The sequence below is a fragment of the Neorhizobium turbinariae genome (genome assembly GCF_023223505.1).
Classification (GTDB): domain Bacteria; phylum Pseudomonadota; class Alphaproteobacteria; order Rhizobiales; family Rhizobiaceae; genus Neorhizobium; species Neorhizobium turbinariae.
In genome coordinates this window covers 224482-248489 of sequence record NZ_JALPRY010000012.1, presented here as the reverse complement: position 1 = coordinate 248489, position 24008 = coordinate 224482, and the positions used below count along the sequence as shown (strand labels likewise).

At 62.1% G+C, this 24008-nt stretch carries 16 protein-coding genes; 9 read left to right on the top strand and 7 right to left on the bottom strand.

Annotated features, from left to right (window positions below; all coding sequences use genetic code 11):
- The first annotated feature begins 17 nt into the window (after positions 1 to 17).
- Positions 18 to 1943 carry a DUF2207 domain-containing protein gene (locus M0654_RS11900; protein ID WP_248683266.1) on the top strand — a complete coding sequence of 642 codons (1926 nt, stop codon included), beginning with the start codon at positions 18 to 20 and terminating at the stop codon, positions 1941 to 1943.
- An 85-nt stretch (positions 1944 to 2028) separates the two neighbouring features.
- Complete coding sequence (gene glyS / locus M0654_RS11895; RefSeq protein ID WP_248683265.1) at positions 2029 to 4299, top strand: glycine--tRNA ligase subunit beta; 2271 nt, start codon at positions 2029 to 2031, stop codon at positions 4297 to 4299.
- Positions 4300 to 4358: 59 nt separating this feature from the next.
- Here the strand turns inward: glyS and M0654_RS11890 are convergent, their stop codons facing one another.
- The 3 genes from M0654_RS11890 to purD form a co-directional block, all read right to left on the bottom strand.
- A complete protein-coding gene (locus tag M0654_RS11890; RefSeq protein ID WP_248683264.1) occupies positions 4359 to 6197 on the bottom strand; it encodes a methyl-accepting chemotaxis protein in 1839 nt (612 codons plus the stop codon).
- 197 nt (positions 6198 to 6394) lie between these two features.
- Positions 6395 to 6868, bottom strand: a complete 474-nt coding sequence (locus M0654_RS11885; protein WP_248683263.1) for a plant virulence effector HPE1-like domain-containing protein — start codon at positions 6866 to 6868, stop codon at positions 6395 to 6397.
- Between the two features lie 92 nt (positions 6869 to 6960).
- Positions 6961 to 8232: a phosphoribosylamine--glycine ligase gene (gene purD, locus M0654_RS11880; protein ID WP_248683262.1), complete on the bottom strand. Its 1272-nt coding sequence runs from the start codon at positions 8230 to 8232 to the stop codon at positions 6961 to 6963.
- Between the two features lie 145 nt (positions 8233 to 8377).
- Here purD and M0654_RS11875 point away from each other — a divergent pair, with 145 nt between their 5' ends.
- The 3 genes from M0654_RS11875 (at position 8378) to ubiA (ending at position 13111) form a co-directional block, all read left to right on the top strand.
- Entirely contained in the window at positions 8378 to 10672 is a 2295-nt protein-coding gene (locus M0654_RS11875; protein WP_248683261.1) for a Tex family protein, read from the top strand.
- Positions 10673 to 10840: 168 nt separating this feature from the next.
- Positions 10841 to 12097 (top strand): SAM-dependent methyltransferase, encoded by a 1257-nt coding sequence (locus M0654_RS11870; protein WP_248683260.1) that lies wholly within the window; start codon positions 10841 to 10843, stop codon positions 12095 to 12097.
- A gap of 66 nt (positions 12098 to 12163) precedes the next feature.
- Entirely contained in the window at positions 12164 to 13111 is a 948-nt protein-coding gene (ubiA, locus tag M0654_RS11865) for a 4-hydroxybenzoate octaprenyltransferase (protein WP_248683259.1), read from the top strand.
- Between the two features lie 71 nt (positions 13112 to 13182).
- On the opposite strand, the gene M0654_RS11860 is transcribed toward ubiA, so the two are convergent.
- A complete protein-coding gene (locus M0654_RS11860; RefSeq protein WP_248683258.1) occupies positions 13183 to 13749 on the bottom strand; it encodes a DUF6101 family protein in 567 nt (188 codons plus the stop codon).
- Between the two features lie 300 nt (positions 13750 to 14049).
- Between M0654_RS11860 and M0654_RS11855 the strand changes: the two genes are divergently transcribed.
- Positions 14050 to 16620, top strand: a complete 2571-nt coding sequence (locus M0654_RS11855; RefSeq protein ID WP_248683257.1) for a DUF1217 domain-containing protein — start codon at positions 14050 to 14052, stop codon at positions 16618 to 16620.
- A 34-nt stretch (positions 16621 to 16654) separates the two neighbouring features.
- Here M0654_RS11855 and M0654_RS11850 read toward each other — a convergent pair whose 3' ends face one another.
- Genes M0654_RS11850 through M0654_RS11840 form a run of 3 tightly spaced genes read right to left on the bottom strand, consistent with a single transcriptional unit; the run spans position 16655 to position 19748 of the window.
- Complete coding sequence (locus M0654_RS11850; protein WP_248683256.1) at positions 16655 to 18088, bottom strand: FAD-binding oxidoreductase; 1434 nt, start codon at positions 18086 to 18088, stop codon at positions 16655 to 16657.
- A gap of 19 nt (positions 18089 to 18107) precedes the next feature.
- Complete coding sequence (locus M0654_RS11845; protein ID WP_248683255.1) at positions 18108 to 19088, bottom strand: L-threonylcarbamoyladenylate synthase; 981 nt, start codon at positions 19086 to 19088, stop codon at positions 18108 to 18110.
- Between the two features lie 33 nt (positions 19089 to 19121).
- The gene (locus M0654_RS11840; RefSeq protein WP_118848848.1) at positions 19122 to 19748 is read right to left on the bottom strand and encodes a DUF6656 family protein; all 627 of its coding nucleotides are present in this window, start codon (positions 19746 to 19748) and stop codon (positions 19122 to 19124) included.
- Between the two features lie 262 nt (positions 19749 to 20010).
- On the opposite strand from M0654_RS11840, the gene M0654_RS11835 reads away from it, so the two are divergent.
- From M0654_RS11835 to M0654_RS11825, 3 genes are all read left to right on the top strand, one after another.
- Positions 20011 to 21255, top strand: coding sequence for an aromatic ring-hydroxylating oxygenase subunit alpha (locus M0654_RS11835; RefSeq protein WP_248683254.1), 1245 nt, complete (start codon positions 20011 to 20013; stop codon positions 21253 to 21255).
- A gap of 200 nt (positions 21256 to 21455) precedes the next feature.
- Complete coding sequence (locus M0654_RS11830) at positions 21456 to 23237, top strand: acyl-CoA dehydrogenase (protein ID WP_248683253.1); 1782 nt, start codon at positions 21456 to 21458, stop codon at positions 23235 to 23237.
- Positions 23238 to 23248: 11 nt separating this feature from the next.
- Positions 23249 to 24007, top strand: a complete 759-nt coding sequence (locus M0654_RS11825; protein WP_313791081.1) for a crotonase/enoyl-CoA hydratase family protein — start codon at positions 23249 to 23251, stop codon at positions 24005 to 24007.
- Position 24008 lies beyond the last annotated feature (1 nt).

Genomic DNA, 24008 nt, shown 5'->3' with positions numbered 1-24008 from the left:
GTACTGGAAGGTTGGCAATGCGGTGGTTTTCGGTCGTCTGGTTGGCGTTCAGTCTCGCGCTCGTAGCGGTACCGGCGCGTGCCGAAGAATTCATCCGCGCCTACCATTCCGACATCGAGATTGCCGAGAACGGCGACCTGACGGTGACCGAGACCATCACGGTCAATGCGGAGGGCAACCGCATCCGGCGCGGGATCTTCCGTGATTTCCCGCTCACCATGCTGGATGCCGAGGGGCGCAAGCTGAAGGTCGGCTTCGAGATGGAGTCCGTCACCCGCAATGGCGAGGACGAGCCGTTCCACACCGAAACGATCTCCGGCGGCATCCGGATCTACGCAGGCTCCGATGACACGGTGTTGAGCCGTGGCGAGCACACCTATGTCTTCACCTACAGGACCGACCGGCAGATCCGCTTCTTTGACGATCACGACGAACTCTATTGGAACGCCACGGGGAATTTCTGGCAGTTCCGCATTGCGAAAGCCTCGGCGCGGGTAACATTGCCGAGCGGTCGCGTTACAGATGTCGAGGCTTATACAGGTGCCCAGGGATCAAGCGCCCGCAACGCCACCGCCCGCGCAAGCGGCAACCAGGCTGTCTTCGCCACGACGCGCGCGCTGGGTGCCGAAGAAGGTCTGACCATTGTTGCGGGCTTTCCCAAGGGGATCGTTGCCGAACCCAGTGAAAGCCAGGAAAGCGAATGGTGGTGGCGCGACAATGCCGGCAGCATCCTCAGCATTGGCGGACTGGTCGCCGTATTCCTCTATTACCTCTTTGTCTGGAGACGCGTCGGTCGCGATCCTCCACGCGGCGTCGTCGTGCCGCGCTGGGATGCACCCGACGGCCTGTCTCCTGCGCTGGTGAACTATGTCGACAACAAGGGTTTTTCCGAAAGCGGTTGGACGGCCTTTTCCGCCAGTGCGCTCGATCTTGCGGTCAAGGGCTTTGTCACCCTGTCCGATCTCAAGAACAGCATCGTCATCACCCGCACCGGCAAGGCGTCCACGAAGGGGCTGCCGGTCGGCCAAGCAGCTCTTCTTTCCGCGATGGACGAAAACGGGCAAAGCCTGACGATCAACAAGGAAAACGGGCCTGCGGTTGAATCCGTCGGCAAGAAGTTCCGCCAGGCGATCGAGCGCGAGCATCGCGGCAAATATTACCTCGGCAACCAGGGTTATATCGCAGGCGGCGTCGCCCTCACGCTGCTTGCCATCTTCGCGCTCGTCGTCTTCGGCGACCTCGATGAAGAACTGATCGTGCTTCTGGTCGTACCGGCGATCTTCGCGGTCATGTTCGGCACTATCGCGGTCTCCTTCGGGAAAAATCTGAAGCGCAAGCGCAGCCTCGCAGCGAAGATCTTCACGGTCGTCATCTTCGGCTTCTTTGGCTTTGTCGGGCTTTCGATAGCCTCTTCGATCCTTGTCGCAATATCCGATCTTGCAGGTCCCGATCACTGGCCGATCCTGGTTGCGGTTGGCGGCATCGTGCTGACCAACGTCATCTTCTTTTTCCTGATGGGCGCGCCGACGCCGCTGGGTCGCAAGCTGATGGATGGCATCGAAGGCTTGCGCATCTATCTGACACTCGCCGAAAAGGACCGCATGAACATGGCCGGCGCGCCGACCATGTCGCCGCAGCATTACGAGACACTGCTGCCTTATGCGGTGGCGCTGGGCGTTGAAAAACCGTGGAGCGATACCTTCGAGACCTGGCTCGCATCCGTTGCCGCGGGCGCCGCTGCGGCCTCCTACCAGCCCGGCTGGTACAGTGGCTTCTCTCACGGCAGCCTCGGCGATCGGATTGGCGGCTTCTCGTCTTCCATGGCGTCCACGATCGCCTCGACCATCCCGGCGCCGGAATCGAGCTCCTCGTCGTCCTCTTCCGGTTTCTCCGGCGGCTTCTCGGGAGGAGGCGGCGGCGGCGGCGGTGGTGGCGGCTGGTAGCCACTTTCGCCAATCCATTGGTGACTTTTGGTGACAGGCTTGCTAAGTCCGCCGCGACGTCACTCTGAGCGCAAAGACCTACATCATGCCCGACTTGCTTCTTGAACTTCGCTCCGAAGAAATCCCCGCGCGCATGCAGCGCAAGGCGGCGGGAGATCTGAAAAAGCTTGTGACCGATGCGCTCGTGGATGCGGGGCTGACCTATGAAGGGGCGCGGGAGTACTGGACACCGCGCCGCCTGACGCTTGATATCCGGGGGCTCACCGCCCGTTCGGCCGACCAGCGCGAAGAAATTAAGGGCCCGTCGACAAAGGCGCCGGAGCAGGCGGTGCAGGGCTTCCTGCGCAAGGCAGGCCTTTCATCTGTTTCCGAGGCGCAGGTCGTCAGCGACCCGAAGAAGGGTGACTTCTATGTCGCCATCATCTCGCGTCCCGGCCGCGCCGCCGAAGAGATCATCGCCGATGTCATGCCCGGCATCATCCGCACCTTTCCCTGGCCGAAATCGATGCGCTGGGGCGCGGCTTCCATGCCGAAGGGCGCGCGTTTTGCGGGCGTCGAGGGCAAGGGTTCGGAAAGCATGCGCTGGGTACGCCCGCTACAGTCGATTGTCTGCGTCTTCGGACCGGAGCACGACGAAACGCAGGTCATCCCCTTCGAAATTGATGGCGTGACCGCCGGCAACGTGACCTATGGCCACCGTTTCCACGCACCGGAGCCGATCACCGTGCGCCGCTTCGATGACTATGTGGCGAGCCTTGAGAAGGCGAAGGTCATGCTCGATGCCGAGCGCCGCAAGGACGTGATCCTTCACGACGCACGCGATCTCGCCTTCGCAAACGGTCTGGAGCTTGTCGAGGACGAAGGCCTTCTGGAAGAGGTGTCCGGCCTCGTCGAATGGCCGCATGTGCTGATGGGCGAATTCGAGCGGGAATATCTGGAGATCCCCTTCGAGATCATCCGCCTCACCATCAAGACGAACCAGAAGTGCTTCGTCACCCGACCGCAGTCTGGCGAGGGCCTTTCCAACCACTTCATCCTGGTGTCGAACATCCAGGCGAAGGATGGCGGCAAGGAAATCATGCACGGTAACGGCAAGGTCGTGCGCGCGCGCCTGTCGGACGCCAAGCATTTCTGGACCCGCGACCAGGGTGATCTTCCGGACCTCGAGACGCTGCGCACCTCGGCCGAAAAGTTCAACCTTGATCTCGCCAAGCCGCTCGACCAGCGCATGGCGAAGCTTGATGCGCTGAACGTTACCTTCCATGCCAAGTTGGGCACGCAAGGGGAACGCGTGCGTCGCATCCGCGGCCTCGCGGCTCACCTCGCGCCCATCGTAGGTGCCGATCCGGCGCTTGTTGACCGCGCTGCCGTGCTTGCCAAGGCGGACCTGCGCACCGAGGCTGTCGGCGAATTCCCGGAACTGCAGGGCCTGATGGGGCGTCGTTATGCGCTGCTGCAGGGCGAGGATGCGTCCGTCGCCGCTGCCATAGAAGATCACTGGAAGCCGAATGGCCCTTCCGATCGCCTCCCGGAAGACAAGGTAGGCCTGACGGTGGCGCTCGCCGACAAGCTCGACACGCTCGTCGGCTTCTGGGCGATCGACGAGAAGCCGACAGGCTCCAAGGACCCGTTTGCGCTGCGCCGTGCAGCGTTAGGTATCGTGCGTATCCTGCTGGAGCGCAAGCTTCGCCTGAACCTCCTCCAAGTTTTCGAAAAGGCATTGCCTGGTCGCAGTGGTGCCCCAACCGTCGAAGCATCGGAAGGCGGCAGCGCAGTCGAAGACAACAGCTATATCAATGAGACCTTCCCGGTTGTTGGCGGGCATGCGGATGTCGTGGCCGACCTCCTGTCCTTCTTCCACGATCGCCTGAAGGTTTATCTGCGCGACATGGGCGCCCGTCACGACCTGATCGATGCCGTGCTGACCCCGGAAGCCGACGATCTGTTGATGGTCGCCCGCCGCGTGGAAGCGCTGACGGCCTTCATCACCTCCGAAGACGGCAAGAACCTGCTTGCCGGCACCAAGCGTGCCGTGCAGCTTCTCGCCGCAGAGGAGAAGAAGGGCACCGTGGTTGCCGATGGCGTGGCGGACGAGCTTCTGAAGCTCGACGCGGAAAAGGCGCTCTGGGCGGCCGTCCAGACGGCGTCCAAGGAAGCTTCCGAGGCGATCGCCAAGGAAGATTTCCGCTCCGCCATGGAAGCGCTCTCCAAGCTTCGCGCACCGGTCGACCGCTTCTTCGAGGATGTCCTGGTTGTCGACGAGGACGTGGTCGTGCGGGCCAATCGCCTGGCGCTCTTGAAGGCCATCCGCGAAGCAACCGGCACGGTTGCCGACTTCTCGAAGATCTCCGGGTAAAAGAAAACCGCCGGGCTTATCACCCGGCGGCTCTCAATCGATCATCCTGTTTTGCCTGCTTAGCTCGCCTTGCGCATCTGGTAAGCCATCTGGTGCAGGCTGTTCGAGGCGCTTTCAACCTGGCCTATGCGGAAGCCGCGGATCAGGTTCAGCAACTCGTCCGTGTCGGTTGCCAGCGCCTCGGCGGAAGCCGTGGTCTCTTCAGCCATCGCAGCATTGTGCTGGGTGGCAGCGTCGAGCTGGTTAAGCGAAGACGAGATCGACCGCAGGGTCGTGTCCTGCTCGGAAGCGGAGTGGGCGATCTTGCCGACGATCTCGCTGGCCACCTTCACCTGATCCGAAATCCGCTTCAGCGCTTCCCCGGCTTCACCCACCAGGCGGACGCCGTTCTGCACCTGGCCCGACGAGCGTGAGATCTGGTCCTTGATCTCCTTGGCCGCCGCGGCCGAACGCTGGGCCAGTTCGCGCACTTCCTGGGCAACGACTGCAAAACCCTTGCCGGAGTCGCCCGCACGCGCGGCTTCCACGCCAGCGTTGAGCGCGAGGAGGTTGGTCTGGAAGGCGATGTCGTCGATCACACCGATGATCTTGGAGATCTCGCCGGACGACTGCTCGATACCGCCCATCGCCTCGATGGCCTGTGCGACGATGAGATCCGAACGGCTCGCCTCAGAACTGACCGATGTCACGCGCTGCGAAGCCTCATGGGCGCCTTCGGCCGTCTGGCGCACGGTGACCGCCAGTTCGTCGAGCGCCGCGGAGGTTTCTTCGAGGTTTGCCGCCTGGCGTTCGGTGCGCTGCGACAGCTCGTTGGAGGCGCGGCGAATCTCTTCCTTGGAGCCACCGATATCGATGCCCTTGGCATTGACCTTGGCCATGGCTGCTTCCAGCCGCGCCAGCGCGTCGTTGAAGTTGTGGCGCAAGGTCTCGTAGCGCGGGCCAAGATCGCTGCAGCGAACGGTAAGGTCGCCGGTCGCGAGCGCTTCGAGCGCTTCGCCAATGGTGGCGACGACGCGCGCCTGCGCTGCTGCGTCCTTCTGCTGCAGGTCGGCGTTCTGCTGGCGCTCGCGATCGAGCTCCCGCTTCTGGCTTTCCTCGCGTTCGGCCATGGCGTGCCGCTCGCGCACCTTCTCCTGCAGCGCCTTCGTGGCCTTCGCCATCATGCCTACTTCGTTGCGCATCTCCGTATGCGGGATCGCCGTGTCGACGTCTTCATCGGCCACCGCTTCCAGCGCCTTGTGAACGGCGGCAAGCGGCTTGGTGATGTTGCGGATCAGGAGTAGCGCAAACAGGATGCCGATCAGCGTGATGGCAGCGCCGGACGACACTGCCCGCCAGATAGCGGCGCGCGCCTGCGCCTGCAGGTCATCGAGGTAGACGCCGGTTCCGACAGCCACCTGCCACGGCTCGAAGGCTTTCGAATAGCCACCCTTGAGGAATGTGGCATCAGCCGGCTGGCCGGGCTTCGTCCAGTAGAAGTCGGCGCGGCCCTTGCCGTTGCGGGCCTGCTCAACGACATCGCGGACAAGGTACTTGCCGGTCTTGTCCTGGACGTCCTTGAAGCTCTTGCCGCTGTCGTCCTTGATCCCGTGGAAGACCTGGACGTGGTTGTAGTCATATCCATAGAGGTAGCCGTCCGGCTCGAAACGCACGTTCGAAAGCGCCGCATAGGCCTGGGCCTTGGCTTCCTTTTCGTTCAGTTCGCCCGATAGCTGCTTCTTGTGGAAGCCTTCAAGGATGGAGACCGCGGATTCGACCTGCGTGCGCAGCATGCCGTAGCGCTCGTCAAACATCGTGTTGATGGAAGAGCGGATCTGGAAGAACGACGCGACCGCAAACGCGAGCACCAGCGCGATCGTCAGAAATATCAGCTGGTGTGATATCTTCAAATTCTTCATGTTGGGAACTTTCAAGGACAGGAACTTCGGTGCACGCCGAAGACGAAGAGGCGAGAGCGCTTCCTGCGCGACAAGGTGCTGCATTGCACTGCAACAACAATGAAAGCTCAACTTGAATAAAGATTTAATGATATGCTGAAATAGGCCGCAGCCGCAGCGCTGGCCCATGCGACTTTCGACTGTGTTTGCTGGTGTTGTTAGTTTACCCGCAGTTCTACGTCGCCCAGCAGTGTAGCCTGGGGAGCAGCCGCGGACTCAACGGCGCTGGTCGTGGCGTCCTCATCGATGCCATCTTTCGTGGGCACAGCGGTCGCAGACTGTGCTTCGGCTGGAACAGGCTGGTCAGGACCGGTTTCGGCAACCGCACTGTCCTGCATCCAGCTTGGGACCTTGCTGACAAAGACCACGGGCGAGCCGCCGAACCAGGCCTCCGTCCGCACAAGCCTTTTTTCGCCGTGCATCTCGATCACTTCGATCTTCTGGGTGCCGGCCGCAAGTTCGGGCACGACGTAGCTGCCGGAGTCTGCCTTCGCAGGCTCGGCGTCACAATGCGTGCAGGTCTTGACGACGATGCTCGTCGCAGACGACGGCGCGCCGCCGACACTGGTGATCGACGAAGCGAGCGCTGTGCCGCCGGATAAAACCACTGCCATAGCCAGGACGATACGCATGACGAAATCCCCATTAAGCCCTCATTGGAGCTAAGCAGGGTTTCCTTTCGATCCCGTCAGGAAAAACAGTAAATTTTGAATGAACTGCGTCGTTAGCGGCCTTCGCGCGCAATCGCACGCCAGCCGATATCGCGGCGGCAGAAGCCGTTGTCCCACTTCACCTGGTCGAGGAGCGCATAGGCTCGTGCCTGCGCCTCGCCAACGGTCTTGCCCGTCGCGGTGACGTTCAACACGCGCCCACCGGTTGCCACCAGTTCGTCCCCCTGCAAGGCCGTGCCGGCGTGGAAGATCTTGGCGCCATCGCAGCCTGCGGGCAGATGCGCAATCGGTGTGTTCTTGTCATAGGAACCGGGATAACCCTTCGATGCCATGACGACCGTCAGCGCCACGTCATCGTGCCATTCGGCCTGCACCTGGTCGAGCGTTCCTGTCGCGGCCGCGTAGAGCAGGTCAAGCAGGTCGCTTTTCAGCCGCATCATCAGCACCTGGCATTCCGGATCGCCGAAGCGGACATTGTATTCGATGAGTTCCGGGCCCCTGGCGGTGATCATCAGCCCGGCAAAGAAGACGCCGGTGAACGGGTAACCGCTTTCCGCCATGCCGCGGATCGTAGGCTCGATGATCTCGGTCATCGTGCGCGCCACCATTTCGTCGGTCATCACCGGGGCGGGGGAATAGGCGCCCATGCCGCCGGTATTTGGGCCGGTGTCACCGTCTCCAACACGTTTGTGGTCCTGCGCGGTTGCGAGCGCCAGCGCCGTCTTGCCGTCCGACAGGCAGAAGAAGCTCGCCTCTTCGCCGTCGAGATAGGCTTCGACCACGACTTCTGCGCCGGCGCTGCCGAAGGCGCCGTCAAAGCAGTCATCGATGGCGGCAAGCGCTTCTTCGATAGTCATCGCAACGGTGACGCCCTTGCCGGCCGCCAGGCCATCCGCCTTGACGACGATCGGTGCGCCTTGTTCCTCGACATACGTTTTGGCGGAAGTGGCGTCGGTGAAGCGGCGATAGGCGCCGGTGGGGATGTCGTAGCGGGCGCAGAGATCCTTGGTAAAGCCCTTCGAGCCCTCAAGCTGTGCGGCTGCGGCGGAAGGGCCGAAGACATGGATGCCGGCGGAGCGAAGCACATCGGCCAAGCCTGCCACCAGCGGCGCCTCGGGACCAACCACGACGAGATCGATCCCGGTCTCGCGGCAAAACGTCAGCACCGCGTCATGGTTCTCGACGTCGAGCGCAACGAGTTCTGCATGGTCGGCGATGCCGGGATTGCCCGGTGCGGCATAAAGCTTGCTGAGCTTTGGCGACTGGGCCAGCTTCCATGCCAGCGCGTGTTCTCGTCCACCCGAACCAATCAAGAGAAGCTTCATGTTGCACCCTTTCGCTGCCGTCCTCGGCGGTTAAGGGGAGGGGAGGCAAAGGTCAAGTTGCCAGCCTGTGGAATCGCACTCTTGAAGCGTTGCCTTGCCGCAAAGTTTGACTATGGTCGCGCCTCCAAATTGAACGAGGATACGCATGGCCGCCGATAACCGATTTCTCGCCACCGCGATCGCTGCCGAAATCAATGCCCGTCCCGAACAGGCGGCTGCTGCGATCGGGCTGATCGACGAAGGCGCCACCGTACCCTTCATCGCCCGTTATCGTAAGGAAGTCACCGGTGGCCTTGACGATACGCAGCTGCGCACGCTGTCCGAGCGGCTGGTTTACCTGCGCGAACTGGAAGCGCGTCGTGCCTCGATCGTCGATTCCATCAACAGCCAGGGCAAGATGACCGATGAACTGGCCGCCAAGATCGGCAAGGCGACCACCAAGGCGGAACTCGAAGACCTTTACCTTCCCTACAAGCCCAAGCGCCGGACGCGCGCGGAAATTGCCCGCGAGCGAGGGCTGGGGCCGCTGGCCGAAGCGCTCTGGACAGATCGCACGGCGGATCCGGCCCTGCTTGCGGCGCCCTATGTCACGGGTGACGTTGCCGACGTGAAGGCGGCGCTTGAAGGCGCACGTGACATCGTTGCCGAAACCATTTCCGAAAATGCCGATCTGCTTGGCAAGCTGCGCCAGCACATGCGCAATGGCGCGATGCTGCGCGCCAAGGTGGTCGACGGCAAGCAGGAGCAGGGCGCCAAGTTCGCCGATTACTTCGATCACTCGGAGCGCTGGGCAACGGCGCCGGGGCACCGCGCGCTGGCGATGCTGCGTGGCTGGAATGAGGAAGTCCTGACCCTGACGATCGAGGTGGATGCCGACGATCCGTCGCCGGTGAAGCCCGCCCAGCGGATCATCGCCGCTGCTTTCGACATCCGCGATCGCGGTGCGGCAGATCGCTGGCTGATGGACGTCGCCGGCTGGACCTGGCGTGTGAAGCTCTCGGTCTCCCTGTCGCTCGATTTGATGCGCGAACTCCGCGAACGGGCCGAAGAGGAAGCGATCCACGTTTTCGCGCGAAACCTGAAGGACCTGCTGCTTGCCGCACCCGCTGGCTCGCGCCCGACCATGGGGCTTGATCCCGGCATCCGTACCGGCGTTAAGGTCGCCGTGGTGGATGCAACCGGCAAGCTCCTCGAAACCACCACCGTTTATCCGTTCCCGCCGAAGAACGATGTGCGCGGCACCCAGGCAGAACTTGCTGCGCTCATCCGCAAGCACAATGTCGAGCTGATCGCGATCGGCAACGGCACCGGCAGCCGTGAGACGGAAAAGCTGGTGGCGGACATGCTGGCGGCGCTGCCGGGCCAGAAGCCCACCAAGGTGATCGTCTCCGAAGCAGGCGCCTCGGTGTATTCGGCCTCCGAGACGGCTGCGGCAGAGTTTCCGCAGCTCGATGTATCTTTGCGTGGTGCCGTCTCCATCGCGCGCCGCCTGCAGGATCCGCTCGCGGAGCTCGTCAAGATCGAGCCGAAATCGATTGGCGTGGGTCAATACCAGCATGACGTGGACCAGGGAAAATTGTCCCGCTCGCTCAATGCCGTGGTCGAAGATGCGGTGAACGCCGTCGGCGTCGACGTCAACATGGCCTCTGCGCCGCTTCTGGCACGCGTCTCCGGTCTCAGCCGCTCGATCGCCGAAGCGATCGTTGCCCATCGCGACCAGAACGGCGCCTTCTCCAGCCGCCGAGATCTGCTCAAGGTCGCCCGCCTCGGCAACCGCACCTTCGAACAGGCCGCTGGCTTCTTGCGCATCCCGAACGGCAAGGAGCCGCTCGATGCCTCCGCCGTGCACCCCGAGGCTTACGATGTTGCAAAGAAGATCGTCGCTGCCTGCGGTCGCGACCTTCGCTCGCTGATGGGCGACAGCGCAACCTTGAAGGCGCTTGATCCGCGCAGGTTCATCGACGAGCGCTTCGGCCTTCCGACGGTCAAGGACATCATCGCTGAGCTTGAAAAGCCGGGACGCGACCCGCGTCCAAGCTTCAAGACCGCTACCTTTGCGGAAGGCGTCAACGAGATCCAGGATCTGAAGCCCGGCATGATGCTGGAAGGCACCGTCACCAATGTCGCCGCCTTCGGCGCCTTCGTCGATATCGGTGTGCACCAGGACGGTCTCGTCCATGTCTCGCAGCTTGCCGACCGGTTCATCAAGGACCCGCATGAAGTGGTGAAGGCAGGCGATGTCGTGAAGGTTCGGGTTGTCGAGGTCGACGTGAAGCGCAAGCGAATCGGCCTGACGATGCGCAAGGATGGTGGCGAGGCGCCACCGCCGCGGATGGGCGATCGTGGCGCTCCGGCGAACAAGAAATTCATGAAGACGGAAAAACCGGCCTCGCAGGGCGCTTTCGGTGCAGCACTCGCGGAAGCTTTAAAGCGGCGCTGATTTCACCACACGTTCTACGATTATCTACCAGAAGATGCAGGTTGTCGGCCGAGGGTTTGACGACCTGCTTTTTTATGTCATTTTCGGGGCGCGGACGTGCTTGCATGTCTTCAGGAACACGCTAGGTTAAATTGATAAGGCAACCTTAGTACTTTCGGAGGTGAGTCTATGGCCTCGTCCCTTCACATCCTTCTCAGCAAGATCATCAAGACCGGCAGCCTGACCGTCCGCGGCTCGGGTGGAGAGCAACACTACGGGGATGGTGGAGGCAGGCGGGTCGCCATCAGGTTCACGGACGAGGCGGCTGAACGGGCGCTGGTCCGAGATCCGCAACTCCAGCTTGGCGAGCTTTACATGGACGGGCGCCTCGTGGTCGAGGAAGGCGATGTCTACGAGTTCCTGGCGCTCATCAAGGACAACACGCTGGAAGAAGGCCTGACGCTGAGCATGGTGCTCAACGGCATCAGGCGCATGATCGTCTCGCAGTTCCGCAATCGCGTGCCGATCAACCACAACCGGCGCAATGTTGCTCATCACTATGACCTCGACGAGAAGCTGTTTTCGCTCTTCCTCGACGAGGACTGGCAATATTCCTGCGCTTATTTCAACCCGCCAGGCATCTCGCTCGACGAAGCGCAGATCGCCAAGAAGCGTCACATCGTGGCGAAGCTTCTGGCCGAACCGGGCCAGAAGGCGCTCGAAATCGGCTCCGGCTGGGGCGGCATGGCGATGTATCTGTCGGAATCTTCCGGCGTCGACGTCACCGGCATCACGCTGTCGACCGAGCAGTTGAAGATCTCGCGTGAACGGGCTGCTAAGCGTGGACTGGCCCACAGCGTTCGTTTCGAGCTACAGGACTATTATTACCTGCCGAAGACGACGAAGTATGACCGCATCGTTTCGGTCGGCATGTTCGAGCATGTCGGGCGACTGAACTACCGCAAGTTCTTCAACAAGGTGAACGACGTGCTCGCCGATGACGGCGTCATGGTGCTGCACTCGATCGGCCAGCCATACCCGGCGATCTACAACAATCCCTGGATCGAGAAATACATCTTCCCCGGCGGCTATATTCCGTCGATCGCGGAAGTCATGCCGGCGATCGAGAAGGCCGGGCTGCTCGTCTCCGACATCGAGATCCTGCCGATGCACTACGCCTACACGCTGCGCCATTGGCGTGAGCGCTTCATGGCGAACAAGGAAAAGGCCGCGGCGATCTACGACGAGCGGTTCGTGCGCATGTGGGAGTTCTATCTCGCCGGCTCCGAGATGGCGTTCACCCACGAGGCGTTCTTCATTTTCCAGATGCAGATCGTCAAGAAGCGCACCGCGGTGCCCGATAACCGTAACTACATCTACGAGCGCGAGGCAGAACTGAAGGCGTTCGAGCAGCAGCGCATCCCGCTCGACAGGATCGCCGTGTGAGGAGGCAGCGTCGGGCAGCCCGCGCGGCTGCTTGACCCTGTGTTAAACCGGGCGCTAGAACCGGTTATGTCCGACATTCATCTTTCCGGTCGCGTTGCCGACGCGCCTTCCAACAACTGGGTCTACAGGGTGCTGCCGCGCAACCTCTGGCCTTACGCACAACTCGCCCGCTGGGACCGTCCGATCGGCTGGCAATTGCTGATGTGGCCGTGCTTCTGGTCCGCAGCACTCGCCGCCAATGCGGCCAAGGATCTCGAGGCGTTTTCGCCCGGTCAGTTCATCTGGCACCTGGTGCTGTTTTTCATCGGCGCCGTCGCCATGCGTGGCGCGGGCTGCACCTATAATGACCTCGTTGACCACAAGATCGACATGGAAGTCGCACGCACGCGGTCGCGGCCGCTGCCATCAGGTCGCGCCACGCGCTTCCAGGCGAAGGTGTTCATTGCGCTGCAGGCGCTCGTCGGCTTGCTGGTGTTGCTGCAGTTCAATGGCTTTGCGATCGCGCTCGGCATCGTCTCCTTGGCGATCGTTGCCATTTATCCCTTTGCCAAACGCTTCACCGACTGGCCGCAGTTCTTCCTTGGACTGGCGTTTTCCTGGGGTGCGTTGATGGGGTGGGCGGGCGTCTTCTGCAGCCTGTCCTGGGCGGCCATCTGGCTCTACCTTGCGGCCATCGCCTGGACGATCGGCTACGACACGATCTACGCGCACCAGGACAAGGAAGATGATGAACTCATCGGCGTCCGCTCCACGGCACGCCTCTTCGCCGAGGATACGAAGGCCTGGCTGATCGGGCTTTACGGGCTGACACTGCTGTTCCTCCTCTTCGCCTTCGCGGCCGCGGGTATCGGCTTCCTCGGCTATCTGGGCTTGTTCATCGCCGCTGGCATGTTTGCCTGGCAGGTGGCAGTGCTCGATATCGACAACGGCGACCAGTGCGTCGAACTCTTCCGGTCGAACAGTCGGGTGGGCGCCATCATCTTTGCAGGGCTTGCCGTTTCGCTGCTCTTCTAGAAACGAAAAAGCCCGACCGCTGCCGGTCGGGCTTTTCATTGCATTACACGCTGGACAAAGGGACAGAAAGCCTAGCGCCGTGCAATGATTTCCTTGCCTTCGATCCGCATCGTCACGCCCAGATTGCCGGTCGTGCGACGGACGAGGAAGCGCGGCCGCCGTGCCGCGAAGTAGGAATGGCGCCGACGCGGAGCGGTGCGGGTGGAGCGCACGTCTCCGAAATGGTTTTCCAGCGGCCGGGCAACGCCGTCGGCCTCCACCATCAGCATCGGAATTCGGAAGGCATCCGACCAGCTGCGCCAGTCGGCTGCGATATCGCAAAGGTCATGCGCCACCAGAAGCGGGATGCAGAGATCCGGATCGTCGTGGTGCAGTTCAAGCGTCACGGTGACTTCGCCGTCTCCGTGGTCGATGGCTCTCGCAGCAACGCCCTTGAAGGCGCGAGCGGGAAGGGCGAACGACAGCGGCAGGCCGCTGGTCGGAAGGATCTTGCGCAGCACAGCGCCGCGCTCGTCGATGGTAATAGTGACATCTCCTGATGTCTCGCGCAGCGCATACGTGATTTGCTGCGGGAAACGAGACGGATCGAGCCTCAATGTCGACCCTGCCCATACGGGCTTCAGAACGGTATTGCTCATCCAATGCTACCCTTGTTTTACCTGAGAGCCGTTGCCGGTATCTCGTGCGGGACTTTTGTCCTCTGATGGCTGGAGCATAGGAGCCGCCCTTCCAAAACTGCTTAAAAATCGCGGTTAAGGAAAGTTTGCCTCGGTCGATGGTTATCAAAACCGATCGGAGTTGGGTTTCTCCAAAGTAAATCAGGTACAGAAAATGCAGTCTAATCATCGACTTGAGGCGGCGCCGCCGGCTTGAAAGCCCCGGGCAAGGCTGGTCGGCAATGCTTGCCACAGCATCATTCCGACTCGCAGGGCCTCGTCATGGTATCGACCTATCTCACCTTCGATCTCGTCAATCGGGATATCCAGAAGAGCCTCGGCCGCATCTCCGGCCAGACGATGGTGGCCAACGATACCAAGTATTACCAGGAGAATATCGGCAAGGTGAAAAACCTGGACGAGTTCCTGGGCGATTACCGCCTTTATTCCTACGCCATGAAGGCGCACGGCCTGGAAGAGATGATCTACGCCAAGGCCTTCATGAAGAAGGTGTTCGAAAGCGACCTCAGCGACGAGAACTCGTTTGCCAACCGCCTGACGGACGAGCGTTACAAGAACATCGCCGCGGCGTTCAATTTTGGGGCAGCCGGCGGTACTGCAGCCGCCCAGTCGAACGGTCAGATGGATGAATTGTTCGAGACCTACGACGAAACTGTCGCAGCATTGAACGATACGACGGCCGAGGACACCCGCTATTTCAGGGTCATGCTCGGCACGCTAGGCAATATCAACAGCGTCGACGAGCTTCTCTCCAACGACCGGCTGCGTGATTACCTGTTCCGCGCCTACGATTATGACGCGAAATATTACAACCGCGATGCCATCCGCGGCGCCATGGTGAGCGATCCGAACGATCCGTCGAGCTTCTTCAACCAGGCATATGGCAACGAGCTTGCGGGTTACCGCGCGGCGCGCACGGAGGATGGCGAGCTTGCCGAGCGCTCCACGATCATCATAGCGCTTCCCGCCCTGCAGGACACCATCCAGACAGGACAGACGACGCGTACCGACCTGATGGCGCAGATTGCCGCCAAGCAGAACGAGATCGACAACGCCACCGGCGACACCTCGGCGCTGCAGCAGGAACTGGATGCGCTGCAGGCGAGCCTTGCCGCGACCGAAGCCGGGCTCCTCAGCGACCAGGCCGAACTCGACCGCTACAACACGCGCCTGACGGAGCTCAACTCGCGCCTCGTGCCGGTCGACCAGACGGAAGCGCGTCGCGAAGCGCTGCAGGAGATCATCAACGCATCGGTCGACAAGATCCCGTTCTTCCAGTTCATGGAAGTGCTGGCGAATGACTTCAACTTCAACCCGGATGGTTCCGTCCCACCCGGCGGCTTCATCACGGACGACAAGATCGACGAACTGGTTGGCGGCTATTTCAGCTCCCAGACACGCACCACCCGTGCCGAGGCAATGTATAATCAGGAGTATTTCGAGAAGAAGCTCCCTACCATCACCAAGGCTTCCGACATCACGGACGACCCGCGGCTGCTGCAGTATGTGAAGGTCGCCTACGGTCTCGACGAAAGCTATATCGTCCCGTCGACGATCGAGCGTATCCTGGCGAACGACGGCGGCATCGTCGAGCAATATGAAGAAACGCGTCCGCAATACCGCGCGCTCTACAACGCCTTCAACTTCCAGGCGGACGGTACTGTCGCTGCCGGCAACGCTCAGACCGAAGCACAGACCTCGGCGACCCGCGACGGCTATATGAGCCGCTGGGACGACAAGCAGGAAGCAGCGACCGAGAAGAGCATCCAGTTCTACAAGCTGGACATGGCCGCGCTCAAGTCGGTCAACGATCTGTTCGGCTCGGGCCGGACCAGCCTCAACTTTGCGCTGGAGGCCGTCGGCATCGAGCTGTCGACCTATTCCGACCTGAAGCTTCGCAACGCGCTGAAGAGCGATCTTTCCGACCCCAAGAGCTACATCTACACGCTGAAGGATCCGCGCCTCGTCAAGCTTGCGAAGCTGTTCAACTTCGCCCCGGACGGTTCGATCACGACGCCCGTCATGGCGCAATCCAACGCGACCATCACCAACATCGCCAAGGACTACATCCTGCGCAAGACGCGCTATCTCGAAAAGGACGAGCTCGAAGCAGCCAAGACCAAGGCGCAGGCGGAAGCGAAGTATTACACCGACACCATTCAGCGCATCGAGAACAAGTCGGAGCTCCTGGCGGATCGCAAGCTGCTCGATATCCTGCTGTTTTCGAAGGGCATCGATCCGGAAACCGTCACCGACGATTTCCTGAAGAAGGCCTTCGATTCCGACCTTTCCGATCCGAAGAGCTTCGTCAACATTCAGGCTGACAAGCGTTTTGCGCAGCTCGTCGGCACGTTCAACTTTCTGCCGGATGGCGAAATCGACCGCCGGGCCGCTGGTAACGTGCAGAACGGCGGCGAGGTCATCACCACGCAAAGCATGTATGTGCGGCAGTTGCTGGAGACTGAGCAGGGCGAGGAAAACCCGGGCGTGCGCCTGGCGCTTTATTTCGAGCGCATGGCCGACAGCATCACTGACCCTTACGTCATCCTCGGCGACGAGGCGCTGCTGGAGTTCTTCCGCGTCACCTTCAGCATGCCCGCCGAAATGGGCAGCATGGATGTCGACAAGCAGGCACAACTCGTCAAGAGCAAGCTCAATCTGGAAGACCTGAGCGATCCGGTGAAGCTCAAGAAGCTCGTCCAGCGCTTCACCATGATGTACGACATCGAGAACCAGGTGATCAGTTCCGGTGCCGTCGACATCCTGGGCGGCACGAGCGGCAGCATTAGCGCCGATACGCTCTGGGCACTTTCGCAGCTGAAGATGCGCTAGCCCTCTAGCGCATCGTCCGGGCCTTAGGGTCCCGTTACGGGACGCTGACGACCTTGCCGGGATTCATGATGCCGGCCGGGTCGAAGGCCATCTTGATGCGCCGCATCAGGTCCATCTCGATCGGTGAGCGGATATGCGCGAGCTCGTCCCGCTTCAATTGTCCGATCCCATGTTCGGCCGAGATCGAGCCACCGGCAGCCAGCACGATCGGGTGGACGATGTCGTTGATCATCCGCCACTTGGCGAGGAACTCCGCCTTGTCGGCGCCAACCGGTTGGGAGATGTTGTAGTGGATGTTGCCGTCGCCCAGGTGGCCGAAGGCGCAGATGCGCGCACCTGGAACCGCTTCGAGCACGGCCTTGTCCGCTTCCGCCATGAAAGCCGGTATCTTCGAAACCGGCACTGAAACGTCATGCTTGATGGAGCCGCCTTCCGGCTTCTGGGCATCCGACAGGCTTTCGCGCATGTGCCAGAGCGCCTTTTGCTGCGCGACCGAGGAAGCAATCACGGCATCGCGGATCAGCCCGCTCTCGAAGCCCGCCTCCAGCAGCGTCTGGATCATGCGCTCCGCTGTTTCGGCGGAGTCCGATGTGGAGATGTCGATCAGCACATACCACGGGTGCGGATCAGACAGCGGGTCGCGCACGCCTTCGGTATGTCGAACCGAGAACTCTATGCCGATGCGTGGCATCAACTCGAAGCCGGTGAGGGAAGTACCGCACAAGGTGGAAGCGGTCTCCAGCAGCCGCAACGCATCCTCCGGCGAATTGACGCCTGCCATGGCGACCTGGTGGCCGCGCGGCTGCGGGAACAGCTTCAGTACCGCGCCGGTAATGACGCCGAGCGTGCCTTCCGCGCCGATGAACAGATCGCGCAGGTCATAACCGGCATTGTCCTTCTTCAGCCGGCGCAGGCCGTCCCAGATCTCGCCGGTCGGCAGCACGACCTCCAGCCCCAGGCAGAGCTGGCGCATGTTGCCATAGGCAAGCACGGCGGTGCCGCCGGCATTGGTGGAAAGGTTGCCGCCGATCCGGCAGGAGCCTTCCGATCCGAGCGACAGTGGAAACAGGCGGTCGACGGCTTCTGCGGCCTTCTGGACATCCGCCAGGATGGCGCCGCCATCCGCAACGAGAACATTGGCGACGGGATCAACGTCACGGATGCGGTTCATCCGCTCCAGCGAAAGGATCAGGTCGGTGCCTTCGGCGCGAGGCGTCTGGCCGCCCACAAGCCCCGTATTGCCGGTCTGCGGCACGATCGGCGTGCCGGTTTCGCTGGCGAGCTTGAGGATCGCGGAGACCTCCTGGGTCGAACCGGGTTTCAGGAGCATTGGGGAGGCGCCCCGGTACAGCCCGCGCCCTTCCACCAGATGCGGCGCAAGGTCATTCGAGTCGCGCAGCACATGATTGGCGCCGACAATGGCGGCGAAACGATCGAGAAGCTCCGGTCGCGGTCCTGGAATGTCCATAGGCTCCTCCTTCTGTCGGCTAAGTTTCGCGCGGCGCGGCCGCGCGCGAAAGGCGGTCATTGATGGCTTCGCCGAGGCCATGATTGGGTATCGGTGCCACGGCGATGACCCGCGCCCCGGTCGCATCGGCGCGCTTCAGCATGTCGAAAAGATTGGCCGCCGCCTCGGCGAGGTCACCGGAAGGGCTGAGGTTGAACACCGCCGCGGCCTCGTTCGAGTTGCGGATCGTGTCAGCGCCGAACTGGATCAGTGCTTCCCCAGCCTTGGCCTCGGTCGCCTGCAGGCGGACCTGTGCGCCCGGAGCATAATGGGAGGCAAGCATGCCCGGCGCCGCGATGATCGCCGCAGCACCCTTCGGCCGCTCGATCGCGGTCCCTGTAACCTTCTCGATCTCTTCGGCCGCGATGCCGCCCGGCCGCAGCAACCGGATCGTGTCCCCTTCCACCCGCACGATGGTGGATTCCACGCCGACCGGCGCGGTGCCGCCATCGATCACCAGGTTCAGTTTTTCCCCAAGATCATCCGCCACATGCCGGGCACGCGTCGGGCTGATCTTGCCGGAGGTGTTGGCGCTTGGCGCCGCGAGCGGCTTTCCGAAGGCGCGGATGAGATCGGAAGCGAAACCCTTCGGCACCCGGATGCCGACCGTATCGAGGCCAGCTGTCGCCAGCGCATGGATGCCGCTCTGTGGCTTCAGCGGCAGGATGAGCGTCAGCGGTCCCGGCCAGAAGGTTTCCGCTAGCTTTTGCGAAATCGGGTCAAAGACGGCGTAGTGCTCGGCCATGGCGAGATCCGCCATGTGGCAGATGAGCGGGTTGAAGCGTGGCCGCCCCTTGGTCTCGTAAATGCGTGTGATCGCGCCCGGATTGGTCGCGTCGGCCGCAAGCCCGTAGACTGTTTCGGTCGGCACTGCCACGGGCAGGCCTTCGCCCAGCACCTGGCAGGCTGCCTCGATGCCGTGGTCGCGGTCTGTTCTGATGTCGATGATGTCTGCCGTCATGTCCGCCTGTGAATAACGCGGACCGGGCCAGCTTCAAAGCTTTTTGATCTTTTCCCGAAGCTCTTCGCTCGAGGTGCCCAGCATCAGCACGTTCTTGACGGCTTCCTTGGGGTCGCTGGTCTGGAACAGCACACCGTTCTTGCGGATCGAGCGGTTGATCTGCAGCTTGCCCGGCTCGCCGGTGAGCGCCACGGCGAAATACATGCGGCCGTTCGCCGGGCTGATCCGCTCGAAGAACGTGTCTTCGCCAATCTGGCCGGAAAAGTTGGCGATATAGAAGGACCAGCTCACCGGCAGGCGGGCGAGCAGCGTCCGCGCCGCCGTCACATGGCAGTAACCGAGGTGCGGCCGCTCATCCAGCGTGCGGTGGAAGATGATCTTGGGAAACTGGATCGAGCGATGGAAGCCGTTGATCCGCTCGTGGCTCTTTTCGGCGGCAGCCTGCAGCACCTGGCCGGTGCGTTCGGCGACCTCCTCATGCGTCAGGTAACGCCGCTCTTCCGGCGACCACGTGCTGCGCGCCCGGTAGATCCGGCCGGTGCGCAGGAACTCGGAATGTTTGGCAGGTTTGGGCGCCGGCTGGTTTGCAGCCGAAGGCGCAGGAGCATCGAAATACCTGATCTTTGCGCTGGGCTGCACGGCGACATAGCTCCTGTTCATGCTGCGATCGAAACCGTAGCGACCTTCTTGCCACCCCTTCCTTTTGCGGGGCTGGAGACACACCCTTCAACGACAAAAACACGCCGTCGTCATTGCAGTGTCCGATGTCGCATTGTCGCCTATGCGACAGATCCGTCGGGTGGTTATATCCGCGCCGGGTGGGGAACAGGATTTATCGGTCGCGGTGATTTTCGGCGAGGCAGGCCAGGCGGAACGCCGCGGTCCTCCCGGACCCTTTGCCGCGCATTTTGGGAACCGGAAGATGGAATTTCGCAGTCAGGTGATGCGGCAGCTCAAGAACCGCCGCGAAGGCTTCAGCCTTGAGCAACCGTTCTATACCGACCCGGCCTATTTCAAGCTTGATATGGAAATGCTCTGGTACCGCGACTGGCTGTTCGTGGGCCATGATTGCGAACTGCCAAAGAACGGCAGCTATTTCACCCTGCAGATCGGCGATTATCCGGTGGTCGTGGTGCGTGGTCGGGATGGCCAAATCCGCGCGCTGCACAACACCTGTCGGCACCGCGGAAGCCGCGTCTGCACCAAGGAGCACGGCTCGGCGGTTCGGCTTGTCTGCCCTTACCATCAGTGGACCTACGAACTTGACGGTTCGCTCCTCGTCGGCCGCCAGATGGGCAGCGAGTTTGACAAGTCGCAATACGGCATGAAGCGGGTCCATTGCGAAAGCGTCGGCGGCTATATCTTCATCTGTCTTGCCAATGAAGCGCCAGATTTCGCGCCGGTACGGGCGCAGATCGAACCCTATCTCGCGCCGCATCGCCTGAGCGAAGCGAAAGTCGCCCACCAGTCGACCATCATTGAAAAGGGCAACTGGAAGCTCGTCTGGGAAAACAACCGCGAATGTTACCATTGCGCCGCGAACCATCCGGAGCTTTGCCGCACCTATCCGGAAGCGCCAACGGCGACGGGCGTCCAGGGCGCGGCGGATGATCCGGTGATTGCCGATCACTGGAAGCGTTGCGAAACGGCGGGCCTGCCCAGCACCTTCCAGATGCATGAAAGCGGGCAGTTCCGCGTCGCGCGCATGCCGCTTATCGAGGAGGCTGAAAGCTACACCATGTCCGGCAAGCCGGCCGTTTCGCGCCCGCTGTCGGATGACGTTACGCTCTCGCATATCGGCACGATGCTGCTCTTCCATTACCCGACCACCTGGAACCATGTGCTGGGCGACCATGCGATCTCCTTCCGCGTGCTGCCGCTTGGGCCGGAAGAAACGGCCGTCACCACCAAATGGCTGGTCCACAAGGATGCGGTCGAGGGCGTTGACTATAACCTCGAGGAACTGACGCATGTCTGGAACATGACCAACGACCAGGACCGCCAGATTGTCGAGGAAAACGCCTTCGGCATCCGTTCTCCGGCCTATGAGCCGGGCCCGTATTCGGATCTCCACGAAGGCGGCGTCATGCAATTCGTCGAATGGTATTCGAACTTCATGGTCAACCGCCTGATGGGGGAGCAGGGGCAACTTTCGATCGTCGCCTGATCCGTGAGACATCCAACAACCATCTGCAAACGGCCAGGCCTTCGCTTGGCCGTTTCTCTTTAGGAGTGTCGCACACAGTCCGCCTGCCGCTCCTCTCCTCACGCACGAGATTGACAACTGTATTTACGTTTACGTAAAAAGCAGGTGGAGAAGCCGGTCCCGCCGATCGGCTGCGGCGCGTCAGGCGAGGAGATTTCGATATGTATAAGGCACCGGTTCAGGACATCGCGTTCACGCTCAACCATGTGGCGGGACTGGCGGAAGCCGTGGAAAGCGGGCGCCTGGGAGATCTAGGTAGCGATCTCGTCGACGCGATCCTGGAGGAAGCAGGTCGCTTCGCCGGTAACGAGATGGCGCCGCTTGGCGAAATTGGCGATCGGCAGGGCGCGCGCCTCACCGACGGCGAGGTGAAGACGCCGGACGGCTGGGCCGAGCTTTACCGCCACTGGCGCGAAGGTGGCTGGAACGGCCTCACGGCACCGGAAGCCTTCGGCGGCCAGAACCTGCCGCATATGCTCAACGTCGCCGCGCTTGAGATGTGGAACTCCGCCTCCATGGCCTTCGCGCTCGCCCCGACGCTCACCATGGGTGCGATCGAGGCGCTGGTCGCCCACGGCAGCGACGCGCTGAAGGACAAGTATCTGGCCAGGATGGTGTCCGGCGAATGGACCGGCACCATGAACCTCACAGAGCCCCATGCGGGCTCCGACCTCGGCGTCCTGAAGACGCGCGCCGAACGCAATGGTGACGGCACCTACCGCATCTTCGGCCAGAAGATCTTCATCACCTGGGGTGAGCACGACGCGGCCGACAACATCATCCACCTGGTGCTTGCACGGCTTCCCGATGCCCCGGCCGGCACCCGCGGCATTTCCCTTTTCCTGGTGCCGAAGCTCTTGGTCAATGACGACGGCTCGCTCGGCGAGCGCAACGATGTCTATTGCCATTCCATCGAGCACAAGCTTGGCATCCACGGCTCGCCGACCTGCACCATGATCTACGGCGACGGAAAGTTCGGCGCCGAGAAGGGCGCTATCGGCTGGCTCATTGGCGAGGAAAACAAGGGCCTCGCCTGCATGTTCACGATGATGAACAATGCGCGCCTGGCTGTCGGCATGCAGGGTGTCGCGATTGCCGAGGCGGCAACGCAGAAGGCCATCGCCTATGCCAACGAGCGCACGCAGGGCAAGGCGCCGGGCTGGTCCGGCTCCGGCATGAGCCCGATCATTGAGCATCCGGATATCGCCCGCACGCTCGTCACCATGAAGGCGTTGACGCAAGGCGCACGCGCGATCTGCTATGCCTGCGCCCATGCGATCGACATGTCGCACCACACCGAAGGCACCGACGCCCGCTTCTGGAGTGAACGCGCTGCCTTGCTGACGCCGATAGCCAAGGCCTTCGCCACCGATGTCGGCGTCGACGTGGCGTCGCTCGGCATCCAGGTGCATGGCGGCATGGGCTTCATCGAGGAAACGGGCGCGGCGCGTTACCTGCGTGATGCCCGCATTGCACCGATCTACGAAGGCACCAACGGCATCCAGGCGATCGACCTTGTCGTGCGCAAGCTGCCGCTCTCCTCCGGTGAGCAGGTGCGCGGTTTCATCGGCGAGTTGCGCGACATTGCTGAACGCGTTGCGACTTCCAACAACGCCGCCTTCGGAGAAACCGGCGACCGGCTGAAGGCCGCCCTTGCGGCGCTGGAAACGGCAACGACCTGGCTGCTCGAGGCGCAAGCCGAGGGCAGGGTGGCGGAAGCGCTCGCAGGAGCCACGCCTTACCAGCGTCTTTTCGGCCTCGTGCTGAATGGTTGCTACCTTGCCAAGGGTGCGCTTGCCCCAGTGGAGGACGGCAACGCCGACAAGCGCGTCGCGCTCTGCCGCTTCATGGCGGAGAACCTTCTCGCCGAAACCTCGGCACTCAAGGATCGCGTTGTCTCCGGCGCGCCGAGCCTCGAAGCTGCCCGCGCTGTTCTCGCCTGAAGGAGCCTCCCGTGAGCGATACGCACATCCTGGTCGACCGTCCCGAGGCGCATCCGGGCGTCATGGTGATCCGCTTCAACCGCCCGGAAAAGAAGAACGCCATCACCTCGGCCATGTATGACCGGATGACCGCGGCACTCGACGAGGCCAATTCGACGCCGGAAATCCGGGCCGTGGCTTTCATCGGCACCGAGGGCTGTTTCTCGGCCGGAAACGACATGGCCGATTTCCTGAGCTACGCTATGTCCGGCTCCACCGAGCCGCCGGAAGCCGCAAAATTTATCAAGGCGCTGGCAAAGGCGGAAAAGCCGCTCGTCTCCGGTGTCGATGGTCTGGCGATCGGCATCGGCACGACGATCCACCTGCATTGCGACATGACGGTTGCCTCGAGCCGCAGCCTGTTCAAGACACCTTTCGTGGATCTCGCCCTCGTGCCTGAAGCGGCCTCCAGCCTGCTTGTGCCAAAGATCATGGGTCACCAGCGCGCCTTTGCCTTGCTTGTTTCCGGGGAGGCATTCTCCGCACAGGCCGCGCTCGATGCAGGCTTGATCTGGAAGATCGTCGAGCCTCGCGACGTCGAGCCACACACGCTGGCACTGGCAGCGAGCCTTGCGGCAAAGCCACCCCAGGCGCTGAAGATCGCGCGCGACCTGGTCAAGGGTCCGCGGGACGAGATCCTGGCGCGCATGGATGAAGAACTGGTGCACTTCTCGGCTCAACTGCGGAGTGCAGAGGCCCGCGCCGCCTTCGAAGCATTCCTTCGCCGTTAAG